General features: G+C 69.5%; 11 protein-coding genes. 5 read left to right on the top strand and 6 right to left on the bottom strand.

Annotated elements, in window-relative coordinates:
* The 3 genes from AB0E85_RS13305 to AB0E85_RS13295 form a co-directional block, all read left to right on the top strand.
* On the top strand, positions 1 to 1,193 hold a 1,193-nt coding region (locus tag AB0E85_RS13305), incomplete at its 5' end, for a VWA domain-containing protein (protein ID WP_361925661.1).
* 146 nt (positions 1,194 to 1,339) lie between these two features.
* Positions 1,340 to 3,058 carry a methionine--tRNA ligase gene (gene metG, locus AB0E85_RS13300; protein ID WP_361925659.1) on the top strand — a complete coding sequence of 573 codons (1,719 nt, stop codon included), beginning with the start codon at positions 1,340 to 1,342 and terminating at the stop codon, positions 3,056 to 3,058.
* Between the two features lie 127 nt (positions 3,059 to 3,185).
* Entirely contained in the window at positions 3,186 to 3,551 is a 366-nt protein-coding gene (locus AB0E85_RS13295; RefSeq protein ID WP_184848057.1) for a PH domain-containing protein, read from the top strand.
* Between the two features lie 64 nt (positions 3,552 to 3,615).
* On the opposite strand, the gene AB0E85_RS13290 is transcribed toward AB0E85_RS13295, so the two are convergent.
* From AB0E85_RS13290 to AB0E85_RS13280, 3 genes are all read right to left on the bottom strand, one after another.
* Positions 3,616 to 4,056, bottom strand: a complete 441-nt coding sequence (locus AB0E85_RS13290; RefSeq protein ID WP_361925656.1) for a DUF6086 family protein — start codon at positions 4,054 to 4,056, stop codon at positions 3,616 to 3,618.
* Positions 4,057 to 4,093: 37 nt separating this feature from the next.
* The gene (locus tag AB0E85_RS13285) at positions 4,094 to 4,513 is read right to left on the bottom strand and encodes a hypothetical protein (RefSeq protein WP_361925654.1); all 420 of its coding nucleotides are present in this window, start codon (positions 4,511 to 4,513) and stop codon (positions 4,094 to 4,096) included.
* Positions 4,514 to 4,651: 138 nt separating this feature from the next.
* Positions 4,652 to 4,906, bottom strand: a complete 255-nt coding sequence (locus AB0E85_RS13280) for a hypothetical protein (RefSeq protein WP_361925653.1) — start codon at positions 4,904 to 4,906, stop codon at positions 4,652 to 4,654.
* An 85-nt stretch (positions 4,907 to 4,991) separates the two neighbouring features.
* Here AB0E85_RS13280 and AB0E85_RS13275 point away from each other — a divergent pair, with 85 nt between their 5' ends.
* The gene (locus AB0E85_RS13275; protein WP_361925652.1) at positions 4,992 to 5,225 is read left to right on the top strand and encodes a hypothetical protein; all 234 of its coding nucleotides are present in this window, start codon (positions 4,992 to 4,994) and stop codon (positions 5,223 to 5,225) included.
* 66 nt (positions 5,226 to 5,291) lie between these two features.
* Here the strand turns inward: AB0E85_RS13275 and AB0E85_RS13270 are convergent, their stop codons facing one another.
* The 3 genes from AB0E85_RS13270 to aspS form a co-directional block, all read right to left on the bottom strand.
* Positions 5,292 to 6,638, bottom strand: coding sequence for an MFS transporter (locus tag AB0E85_RS13270; RefSeq protein ID WP_361925650.1), 1,347 nt, complete (start codon positions 6,636 to 6,638; stop codon positions 5,292 to 5,294).
* 170 nt (positions 6,639 to 6,808) lie between these two features.
* Entirely contained in the window at positions 6,809 to 7,741 is a 933-nt protein-coding gene (locus AB0E85_RS13265; protein WP_361925648.1) for an intradiol ring-cleavage dioxygenase, read from the bottom strand.
* A 117-nt stretch (positions 7,742 to 7,858) separates the two neighbouring features.
* On the bottom strand, positions 7,859 to 9,622 hold the full coding sequence (gene aspS / locus AB0E85_RS13260; protein ID WP_361925646.1) for an aspartate--tRNA ligase: 1,764 nt from the start codon (positions 9,620 to 9,622) through the stop codon (positions 7,859 to 7,861).
* Positions 9,623 to 9,823: 201 nt separating this feature from the next.
* Here aspS and AB0E85_RS13255 point away from each other — a divergent pair, with 201 nt between their 5' ends.
* The gene (locus AB0E85_RS13255) at positions 9,824 to 11,962 is read left to right on the top strand and encodes a SpoIIE family protein phosphatase (protein WP_361925644.1); all 2,139 of its coding nucleotides are present in this window, start codon (positions 9,824 to 9,826) and stop codon (positions 11,960 to 11,962) included.
* Positions 11,963 to 12,229: the final 267 nt, after the last annotated feature.

Genomic DNA, 12,229 nt, shown 5'->3' with positions numbered 1-12,229 from the left:
CGGACGCGAAGGCGGAAGCCGCACCCGAGCCGCAGGCCGAGACGCCCGCAGAGCCCGAGCCGACGGCCGAGGCGGAGCCTGAACCGACGGCCGAGGTCGAGTCGAAGCCGAAGGCCGAGCCCACAGCCGACACGAAGCCGAAGGCCGAGCCCAAGCCCGAGGCCGAGCCCGCAGCCGACACGAAGACCAAGCCCGAGCCCAAGCCCGAGGCCGAGCCCGAGGCCGAGGCCGAGCCCGAGGCCGAGGCCGAGGCCAAGGCCGCACCCAAGGCCGCACCCAAGGCCACGCGCAAGGCCGCGCCGAAGGCCGAGGCCGGCGAGACGACCACGGCGACGAAGGCCACCAGGGCCGCGAAGGCCACCAAGGGCGCGACGGGCTCGACAGGGACGAAGTCCGCAAAGGCATCCGAGCCCGCGGCCGCCGACGGCGACACCGCCCCGCAGGGGCCACCCGCACCCGGCGACGAGAGCCGCACGGGTGGTGCGGGTGGGAAGAAGAACACGGCCGAAGCCGCAGGCGAGGCCGGACCCGCCCTCACCCCGACCGCCCTCAAGAAGCACGCCCCCGGCCTCACCACCGCCTACAAGGCGGCCGCCACCACCCTGGACAAGCACAACCTGACCGGCACCCGCGCCAAGGTCTACCTCGTCCTCGACCGCTCCGCCTCCATGCGCCCGTACTACAAGGACGGCTCCGCCCAGGCCCTCGCCGAGCAGACCCTCGCCCTCGCGGCCCACCTCGACCCCGAGGCCACCGTCCCGGTCGTCTTCTTCTCCACCGAGCTCGACGGCACCGGCGAGATCACCCTCACCGAGCACGAGAACAAGATCGACGACCTGCACGCGAGCCTCGGCCGCATGGGCCGCACCAGCTACCACGCGGCAGTGGAAGCGGTCCTCGCCCACCACGACAAGACGGCGGCAGCCCCCGGCGCCCCCGCCCTGGTGGTCTTCCAGACCGACGGCGCCCCCGACGCGAAGACCCCCGCGACCCAGGCCCTGACCGACGCCGCCAAGACCCACCCCGCCGTCTTCTTCTCCTTCGTCGCCTTCGGGGACCCGGAGAACAAGGCCTTCGACTACCTCCGCAAGCTCAAGACCCCCAACACGTCCCACTTCCTCGCCGGCGAAACCCCCCGTGAGCTCACCGACACGGAGCTCTACGAGGGCGTACTGGCGAACTGGCGCCCGTAGCCACCCACCCTCCACGACGCCGTCCGCTTCCCACCCGGTAAAACGGGAGGCGGGCGGCGTACCCGTGTCAGCTACGATTTCAAGGTTCGTAGACGACCGAGACCACGAGATCGTCACCCCACGTAGCGACTTGGGAGCAGCCCGCGATGGCTCGACACCTCATCACCAGCGCCCTTCCGTACATCAACGGGATCAAGCACCTGGGCAACATGGTGGGGTCCATGCTCCCGGCCGACGTCTACTCCCGGTACCTCCGCCAGCGCGGCCACGAGGTCCTGTACATCTGCGCGACGGACGAGCACGGCACCCCCGCGGAGCTCGCCGCCAAGGAGCAGGGCATCCCCGTGGACGAGTTCTGCACGGACGCGCACCACCAGCAGAAGGCGATCTACGACGGCTTCAGCCTGGCCTTCGACTACTTCGGCCGCAGCTCGTCCCCGCAGAACCACGAGATCACGCAGGAGATCGCCCGCGAGCTGAAGGCGAACGGCTTCATCGAGGAGCGCGCGATCCGCCAGGTGTACTCGAACGCCGACGGCCGCTTCCTGCCCGACCGCTACATCATCGGCACCTGCCCGCACTGCGGCTACGACAAGGCCCGCGGCGACCAGTGCGAGAACTGCACCCGCGTCCTGGACCCGACGGACCTGATCGACGCCCGCTCCGCGATCAGCGGCAGCAGCGACCTGGAGATCCGCGAGACCAAGCACCTGTTCCTCCTCCAGTCGGCGCTGGCCGGCGAGGTGGAGGCGTGGGTCGACGAGCGCGCCGACAACTGGCCCGTCCTCGCCTCCTCCATCGCCCGCAAGTGGCTCACCGAAGGCCTGCACGACCGGGCGATCACCCGCGACCTGGACTGGGGTGTCCCGGTCCCGGCCGACACCTGGCCGGACCTCGCCGCCGAGGGCAAGGTCTTCTACGTCTGGTTCGACGCCCCGATCGAGTACATCGGCGCGACGAAGGAGTGGGCGGACCAGGACCCGGAGAACCGCGACTGGCGCTCCTGGTGGTGGGAGTCGGACGCGAACGTCCACTACACGCAGTTCATGGGCAAGGACAACGTCCCCTTCCACAGCGTGATGTTCCCGGCGACCCTGCTGGGCACCCGCGCCCCGTGGAAGAAGGTCGACGTCATCAAGGCCTTCAACTGGCTGAACTACTACGGCGGCAAGTTCTCCACGTCCCAGCGCCGAGGCGTCTTCACGCACGACGCGCTCGACATCCTGCCGGCCGACTACTGGCGCTACTTCATGATGGCGAACGCCCCGGAGTCGGACGACTCGTCCTTCACCTGGGAGCACTTCACCGCCACGGTGAACAAGGACCTGGCCGACACCCTCGGCAACTTCGTCAACCGCGTCCTGTCGTTCTCCAGGAAGCGCTTCGGCGAAGAGGTCCCGGCCGGCGCCGAGCCCGGCGAGGCGGAGGCGAAGCTGGGCGAGGAGATCGCCCGTCTGCTCGCGGAGTACGAGTCCCAGATGGAGGCCATCCAGTTCCGCAAGGCGGCGGCCGCGCTGCGCGCCCTGTGGTCGGCGGGCAACTCCTACCTGGAGGAGAAGGCCCCCTGGCTGGAGATCAAGACCAACCCGGAGGGCGCGGCCCTCACCCTCCGTACGGCGATGAACCTGATCCACCTCTACGCCGTGGTCTCCGAGCCGTTCATCCCGACGTCGGCGAAGAAGATGCGCGAGGCGTTCTCGCTGGAGGGCGACACCGCGCTCTGGGTCACCGCGGACGAGGCCCGCTCCCTCACCGCCGTCCCGGCCGGTACTCCCTTCACCATCCCGCCGGTCCTGTTCGCCAAGCTCACGGACGAGGACCTGGAGTCGTACAAGGAGCGCTTCGGCGGCGAACCGGCCGCGTAACGGGCGTAACGCGCTCGCTACAGCACGGGGCCCGGGAGAACGAGAACCTTCTCCCGGGCCCCGCGCTTTGCGAAGATCCCCCGAGGGACGGTCACGAAGGCCGCCCCGACTCGACCAGGGGGAACACATGGCACTCTTCGGCAACGCACACACGGTGAACCCGCAGTCGGCCCAGCAGGACTACGCCCGCCTCCTCGGCCACGGCGAGCAGGTCCACGCCGCGTTCCTGCTGATCCGCGACACGATCCTCTTCACCGACCGCCGCCTGATCTTGATCGACAAGCAGGGCATCACCGGCAAGAAGGTCGAGTACCACTCGGTTCCTTACCGCAGCATCACCCACTTCGCGGTGGAGACGGCCGGCACCTTCGACCTCGACGCCGAGCTGAAGATCTGGATCTCCGGCACCCCGGCCCCCATCGAGAAGACCTTCACCAAGGGCGTCGACATCTACGAGGTCCAGGCGATCCTGACCCAGTTCGTGGCGAGGTAGAGGAAAGTTCGTGGCGAGATAGAGGAAAACGGGGCCAATCGGTTCTCGTTGCACGCTGCTCCGGTCAGCGGGGCATGCGACGACTCAGCTCCCGTGCCTTCTCACGCAGTCCCGCCCCCCAGGCCCCACCTTCCGCCGGGGTGGACATCCCTGTGGGGGCCGAGACCTGCACGTCTTCGAGCGGGCCGTCCGGGGCGGCGCCGAGGTGCGCCCAGTCGATCGTGATCCCGGCGCGTTCTGCGAGGACCAGCACCGTGGCCGTGAAGCCGTCGGAGAGGGCCAGCACTATGGCGTGGCTCGTCCTTCGGTGCTGCGCCAGGAGAGCGTTGACGAAGGTTCCGAAGGCGACCGGGTCGATCTGGCACTCGTCGTTCACCATCGGCCCGATGCCTGATCGAAGCCCCAACTCCGCCTCGAAGACCGCGACCTGACGCTGAAACAACCGGGAAGCTCCGTTGGACGGGTTCCACAACGTCTCCTCGCCCACCTCGAAGTACTGACTCATGGCGACACCCTCCAGTTGATCACGACAGGCCGTGGGTCTACGTGTCCAGCAACGCCGCAAGGCGGGCAGCGGTCAGCTCGCCCGCCCGCTGCCGGATCAAGCCCTCTTTGGCAGCAGCACGGAGCCTGACCTGCGAGTCCGACGCCCCTCCCGTCGTCACCAGTGCGGTGACCACGACAGGGTTCATACCGCCGACACCACCACCGGTTACGACACGGATTATCCGTTGCCCGGCACGGGGTTCAGACCCGAGGCGGACCCTTCGCCCTGCTCGTCCGAGCACACGGGTAACGCGCTCCACGGTGTCCTCGAACGGCAAGGCGACAACCAACTCGATCTCGTGCACGTTCTTCCTCATGAGCTTGGCCACGAAGCGCGTCAAGCCACCCCACCCCCCGGCGATGGCAGCCAGAGCAGCAAGCTCACCGGCCAGAAGCTCATCCTCACCCTCGTCCACACGCCCCCCGTTCTCGGTCAGCCCCCGCGAGGGGACACTTTTTGCTACTCCCGAAAGAGTGAACGCACCCCGTTCCCCGCGTGCGCCCGTCTCCGCTGGACCTAGCTTGCGCACATGGTCACATCAACCCATGAGACCTCACACCGGATCTTCCAGGACCATCCGGAGGTTCTCACTCCCGTCTTCGAGGCGTTGGGTCTGCCGCCGCCCGCAAAGGCGACCATTGAGGTCCTGTCGCCCGACGCCACAGAGCTCAAGCCACTGGAGCGCCGGGTGGATACTGTGCTCAAGGTCGAGCCGTCCGAGGGAGGCGGCTTTCTCATCGCCGTCGAGGCCCAGACCGCTCCAACCCCTGACAAGGGGTTCAGCCCGCGGGATGCGGTCGTTCGACAAGCCAACAGCGAAGTACTGGTGCGAATGGCTGGAAGTCGGTCTGGAGAATACTCCAGTCCGGGAGACATGGAGAGAGCTGGAGAAGATGGTCGCCACATACTTCCCGGGCAGGGGAACCCTCTTCGAGGAGACGTACCTGGAGGGCAAAGCCGAGGGCAAAGCCGAGTCCATCCTGAGCGTGCTGGACAAGCGCGGCATCCCCGTCCCCGAGGCCACCCGCGATCGCATCACCTCCTGCACCGACCTCGACACCCTCACCCTCTGGTTCGACCGCTCCCTGACGGCCACCACGGCGGAGGACCTGTTCACCGACGCGTGATTGACCGGCAAAGGCACGGGCCCGCCCCTTCACAAGGAGCGGGCCTCATGCCTGAGTCGGCCCGGGTCAGCGTGCCTCCCCCGCGACCGGCTCCCCCGTCACCGGCACCGCCCCTCCGGACCCGGCCCGCTCACCCCGGTTGGTGTGCCGCACGAACGCCACGCCCAGCACGGCCAGGACCGACGCCGCCGACAGCGTGTACAGGCCCCCGTTCGTGCTGCCCGTCGTGTCCTTCAGGTAGCCGAAGAGCGTGGGGGAGACGAACCCACCCAGGTTTCCCAGGGAGTTGACCAGGGCCAGGCCGGGGGCCGCGATCTTCAGGTCGAGGCCCGACTGGGCCATCGGCCAGAACAGGGTGGCCGCGCACTTGCCGCCGACCGCGGCCAGGGTCAGGGCGGCCAGGCCGAACCAGGGGGAGCCGAGCGTGGCCAGGAACGTGCCGGTGGCGGACAGGACCAGGGCGATCGCCAGGTAGGGGCGGCGGTCCGGGGCCCGGTCCGTGAAGTGGCTCATCGTGTACATCGCGATCACCGCACAGATCCAGGGGATCGCCGACAGCAGACCGATCTGGAACGGCGACAGCCCGCCGATCTCCTCCACCAGACTCGGGAGCCAGAACGTGATCGCGTAGCCGGTCAGCGCCATCGCGAAGAAGACCGCCGTCAGGACCGCCACCTGGGGGTGGAAGATCAGCTTCATGCGGGACACCGACGGTGCCCGGTCCCGCGCCCGCTTGTCCCGCGCCACCGCCTCGCTCAGCGCGTCCTTCTCCTCCGGCGTGAGCCACTTCGCGTCCTGGATGCGGGAGACCAGGAAGAACCCGGCGATGAAACCGACCAGGATCGAGAAGGCGCCCTCCAGGGCGAACATCCACCGCCAGCCGGCGATGCCGCCCGCACCGTGCAGCTCCAGCAGCGCGCCCGTGATCGGGCCCGTCACGATGTACGCCGTCGCCGAGCCGCCCAGGAAGATCGCGCTCGCCCGGCCCCGGCTGGAGTCCGGCAGCCACTGCGTGAAGTACAGCAGCACACCGGGGAAGAACCCGGCCTCGGCGACACCGAGCAGGAACCGCAGCCCGTAGAACATCCACACGTTGTGGATGAAGCACATCGCCACGATCACCGCACCCCAGGTGATCATGATGCGGGTCAGCCAGACCCGGGCACCGAACCGCTCCAGCCACATGTTGCTCGGGACCTCGAACAGCGCGTAGCCGATGAAGAACAGGCCGGCGCCGAGCCCGTAGGCCGTGGCACTCACTCCGACGTCGGCGCGCAGTTCGTCCTGGACGAAGCCCACGTTCGTCCGGTCCATCTGGTTGACCAGCAGCATCAGGACCAGGATCGGCAGCATGCGGCGCAGGAACTTGCCCACCGCACGCTGCTCGGCCTCCGGTATCACGGCGTCTGACATCGTTGTCTCCCTTGATGTGCACATACGTGAACAGCAATCACGTACGCGTTCTCGAAGGGACCTTATGGAGGCTCAAGTTCCGGGTCAACGGGTTGAGCAGAAGTCCATGGATGTGAACATGAGGCGGACGGTCAGCGCCGTCCCGGACACGTCCGCCTCACATGCCCGTGTCAGCCCGCGCCCGTGCCGTCCTGCGTCGCCTCGGGATCGACGCCCATGGTGAGCGTCGCGACGACGCCCTTGGAGATGGCGCCCTTCTTGTACTTCAGCTTCAGCAGGCCGCCCTCGGTGCCGTTGCCCGGGTAGATGGTGTCCTCGTCGAGGGTGGTGCGGGTCGTGGTGTTGGTGGAGTACGGCTCGACCTCGGCCGTGGCCAGCACCGACGCCTCGTCGAAGAAGAGCTGCCCGGTGTGGCAGGTCGTACCGCCCTCGTAGCCCGCGTCGGTCCAGGTGCCGTTCACATGCACCTTGGTGTGAATGTGCACGCAGCGCCCCTGGTACCAGCCGGGGAAGACCGTACGGAAGGCGACCTCTCCCTTCCTGTCCGTATGCCACGTGCCGCGCAGGTACCGCTCGTCGTCGGTGGGCTCCTCGTGCGCCCCGCCACCACCGCCGCCTCCGGGAGGCGCCCCCGTGGGGGAACCGGTCGGCGAGCCGGAGGGCGGCGTACCGCCCCCTCCCCCTCCCCCTCCGCCGCCGCCACTGCCCATCGCCTCGTAACCCGAGTAGACGCCCAGCGCGTTGCAGTGCCAGATGTCGACGGCGGCGTCGGCGAGAGGCTTGCAGGTGTCGGCGTCGATCACCTTCAGGCGCAGGCTGAGCGGGATGCCCTCCTGGTCCTCGGTGACGTCCCGGCGGAGCTTGTCCGCGTCGATGTAGTAGGGACCTTCGGTCGTCTCGGAGGTCAGCTTGTAGCAGGTCTCGCCGGAGGTCCCGGCCGTCTTCGCTCCGGCGGCCGTGGTCCCCTCGCCGGCGAACGCGCCCGCCGCGAACGTGCCGCCGACACCCGCCGCCACGACCACACCGGTGCCCGCGGCGATGACCTTACGGCGTGTGAGTTCCCGTTTGTGCTGCGGCCCTTGGGCCTTCTCGTGTCCCGTCATGGGAAGGGAAGCTAGGGAGCGCGACTGTCAGGAGCCTGGGTGCGAGCTGGGTGAGAGCCCTGGACACGAAAGTGGCTCGGAACCGGCGCCGGTTCCGAGCCACTCACGGGAGATCGCCTACTTCGGCTGCGGCTTGCGCACCGACAGGTGCAGCTCCTTCAGCCGCGCTTCCTCCAGCTCCGTCGGCGCGCCCATCATCAGGTCCTGGGCGTTGCCGTTGAGCGGGAAGGCGATGGTCTCGCGGATGTTGGGCTCGTCGGCGAGCAGCATGACGATGCGGTCGACGCCCGGGGCGATGCCGCCGTGCGGCGGGGCGCCGAAGCGGAAGGCGCGCAGCATGCCGGCGAACTTCTCCTCGACGGTCTCGCGGTCGTACCCGGCGATCTCGAAGGCCTTGAGCATGATCTCCGGCTCGTGGTTCCGGATCGCGCCGGAGGACAGCTCGACGCCGTTGCAGACGATGTCGTACTGCCAGCCGAGGATGTCCAGCGGGTCCTGGGTCTCCAGGGCCTCCAGGCCGCCCTGCGGCATGGAGAACGGGTTGTGCGAGAAGTCGATCGCGCCGGTCTCCTCGTCCTTCTCGTACATCGGGAAGTCGACGATCCAGCAGAACCGGAAGACGCCCTCCTCGAAGTGCCCGGCGCGCTTGGCGGCCTCGACCCGCACCGCGCCCATGATCTTGGAGACCTCGTCGAACTCGCCCGCACCGAAGAACACGGCGTGACCGGCCGCCAGGGACAGGCGCTTGGTCAGCTCGGCGACGTTCTCCTCGGTGAGGAACTTCGCGATCGGGCCGGACAGCGAGCCGTCCTCGGCGACGCGGACCCAGGCCAGGCCCTTGGCGCCCTGCGAAACGGCGTAGTCACCGAGCTGGTCGAAGAACTTGCGGGGCTGGCCCGAGACGTCCGGCACCGGCAGGGCGCGGACGTGCTTGCCGGCGAAGGCCTTGAACTCCGAGCCCTCGAAGATGTCGGTGATGTCGACGAGTTCGAGCTGGGCGCGCAGGTCGGGCTTGTCGGAGCCGTACTTCAGCATCGCCTCGCGGAACGGGATCCGCGGGAACGGCGAGGTGACGTGGCGGCCGCCGCCGAACTCCTCGAACAGCTCCGTCATGAGCTTCTCGACGGGCTGAAAGACATCCTCCTGCTCGACGAAGCTCATCTCGATGTCGAGCTGGTAGAACTCGCCCGGCGAGCGGTCGGCGCGGGCGTCCTCGTCGCGGAAGCAGGGCGCGATCTGGAAGTAGCGGTCGAAGCCGGAGATCATCAGCAGCTGCTTGAACTGCTGGGGCGCCTGGGGCAGGGCGTAGAACTTGCCCGGGTTCAGACGGGAGGGGACGACGAAGTCGCGGGCGCCCTCGGGGGAGGTCGCGGACAGGATCGGCGTCGCCATCTCGTTGAAGCCGAGAGCGACCATCTTCGAGCGGATCGAGGCGATCACCGACGACCGCAGCATGATGTTCTTGTGCATGCGCTCGCGGCGCAGGTCGAGGAAGCGGTACTCCAGGCGCCGCTCCTCGTTGACCCCGTCCTCGGTGTTGATCGTGAACGGCAGCGGGGCGGCCGCGCCGAGCAGCTCGACCTCGCCCACCTCGACCTCGATCTCACCGGTCGGCAGCTCGGGGTTGATGTTCTCGGCGCCGCGGGAGACGACCTTGCCGTCGACGCGGACGGTCGATTCCTTGGACAGCTTGTCGAGGGCCTCGTAGGCGGGGGTGCCGGGACGGGCCACGAGCTGCGTGATGCCGTAGTGATCGCGCAGATCGATGAAGAGGATGCCGCCCAGGTCGCGCCGATTGTGCAGCCAGCCACTCAGCCGGACGTCGCTGCCGACGTCAGAGGAGCGGAGCTCGCCGCAGGTGTGGGACCTGTACCGATGCATCGTCGTTCATCCAGTCTTCGCTGATCGGGGTCTGTGTTTCACGTGAAACGCCTCCCCAGCGTACCGGGCACGCGAAGATCGACTCTCCTCAGTTATCGATCGAGCACGCGGACGTCGGTGACCGAGCACGCTCGCCCCATCGTTCGGGCACGTGTCCGCTATCGGTGGCAGCGTTCGAGCGCGTCTTCTTAAAGTAGGGCAATGCGCACTGGCGAGCCTCTGCCCGCCGTGGGGGAGGCTCTCGCCGCCCTCGCGACCGGCCTGTGGCACTGGGACACCGCCACCGGACTGGTCACGGTCGATGCCGAGGCAGCCCGGCTGCTCGGGCTGCCCGCCGAACAGGTCAGCCTCACGGAGGCCCAGGCCCGCGCCCGGCTGCACCCGGTCGACTGGAACGAGATCACCGGTGTGATCCAGCTGGCCGTGGCCGAGGGCACCCTCGCCGAGGTCCGGATCCGGATCATGGACGAGCAGGGCCGGGTCGTCCGGGTCGTCCGCAGCCGCTCCAAGCCGTCCTTCGACCGGGCCCGCAAGGCGTACCGGCTGATCGGCACCCTCCAGGAGGTCACCGAGCCGACGCCGGGCACTCCGGCCGGGCGCAGCGCGGTCACCGGCGACTGGCGGCGTTCGCGGGAGGCGTTCCTCCTGGACGCGGGCCGGGCGCTGGCCGAGGCGCGCTCCACCCAGGAGGTCCTGCGGGTCACCGCGAACCTGTCGATGCCCGGGTTCTCGCCGGACGGTCTCGCGGTGTTCGGCGTCTCGGGCGACCGCCTGACGATCATCGGCCACCACGGGCAGCAGCGGGGCACCGAGAGCCCCTTCTCGGACATGCCGCTGGACACGGACTACCCGGCCGCCGAGGTGGTGCGGACGGGCCGGGCCGTGTACCTGTCCTCCGCCGAGCACTACAAGGCCCGCTACCCGCTGACGTGGCCGCTCGCCGAGCGCTTCGGCCGCCGCTCCTGGGCGTTCCTGCCGCTGACCGTGGCCGGGCGGACGATGGGCGCGTGGATGGCGGCGTTCACGTACCCGGTCGCGTTCACCCCGGACGAGCGGTCCGTGCTGGCGACGGTGGCACGGATGCTGGCGCAGGCCCTGACCCGGGCGGGTGTGGCCGAGAGCGAGCGTGCCCTGACCGACGGGCTCCAGCGCACGATGCTGCCGAGGCTCGGGCCGCAGCGCATCCCGGGCATGAGCGTCGCCGCCCGCTACGTCCCCACCGGCGGCGGGCTCCAGGTCGGTGGCGACTGGTACGACGTGATCCCGCTGCCCAGCGGACGGTTCGCGCTGGTCATCGGTGACGTCCAGGGCCACGACGTACGGGCGGCGGGTCTGATGGGCCAGCTCCGCATCGCCCTGCGGGCCTACGCCTCCGAGGGCCACCGCCCCGACGCCGTTCTCTCCCGCGCCTCCCGGTTCCTGCACGGGATCAGCGACGAGGACCCGGCCGACCCGCGCTTCGCGACCTGCGTCTACGTGGAGGTCGACCCGGCGACGGGGGTGCTGGACATCGCCCGCGCCGGGCACCCGGACCCGGCGATCCGGATGGCCGACGGCACGGTGCTGACGCGGCCGACGTCGGGCGGCCTGCCCCTGGGCATCGACCCGGACGCCGACTACCCCACGACCCGGCTCACGTTGGAACCCGGCGAGACCATGCTGATCTGCACGGACGGCCTGCTGGAGACCGGCGGTCACGACCTGGACAGCGGCTGGCGGCGGCTGCGCGTTCTCCTGGAGGACCACAAGGGGGATCTGGAGGAACTCGCCGACACTCTGGTGCAGGCCGTGCACGGACCGTCCTCGCACCACACCACCGGCCCCCTGGCGGACCGCCGGGAGGACGACATCGCGATGCTGCTGCTGAGCCGGGAGGGCGGCGGCTGCGGCTGCGGCGACGCGATGACCGTACGGCCGCCGGCGCGGCGCTCGGTGCTGACCGTCGCGCAGGCCGAGCCCGAGCGGGTCGCGGTCGCCCGGCAGCAGCTGCGCGAGCTGCTGCACGACTGGGCCTCGCCCGACCAGGTCGACTCGGCGGTGCTGCTGCTGTCCGAGATGCTGACGAACGTCCTCGTGCACACCGACTCCGACGCGCTGCTGGTCGCCGAGATGACGGGTGAGGTGGGCGGGCGGCGGCTGCGGATCGAGGTCACGGACGGCGGCGACGACCTGCCGCACAAGCGCCGGCCCGGGGAGCTGGCGTCCTCCGGCCGGGGCCTGGTGCTGATCGAACTGCTCGCGCACGCCTGGGGGGTGGAGCCGCGCGGCGAGGGCAAGAGCATCTGGTTCGAGCTCTACGAGTCCGTGAACGGCTCGGGCGACGGCACCTGGTCGCCGTAACGGTCACGGCCGGGGCGCCAACGGCCCCCGGTCACCGTAACGGGCACGGCCAGGGCGCCAACGACCCCTGGTCACCGTAACGGGCACGGCCAGGGCGCCAACGACCCCTGGTCACCGTAACGGGCACAGCCGGGGCGCCAACGACCCCTGGTCACCGTAACGGGCACAGCCGGGGCGCCAACGACCCCTGGTCACCGTAACGGGCACAGCCGAGGCGCCGACGGCCCCTGGTCACCGTAACGGGCACAGCCGGGGCGCCGACGGCCC

This window comes from Streptomyces sp. NPDC029044 (assembly GCF_040637495.1).
GTDB lineage: Bacteria > Actinomycetota > Actinomycetes > Streptomycetales > Streptomycetaceae > Streptomyces.
Note: the sequence above shows the minus strand (reverse complement) of the source record. Positions and strands in the feature narration are given on the sequence as shown.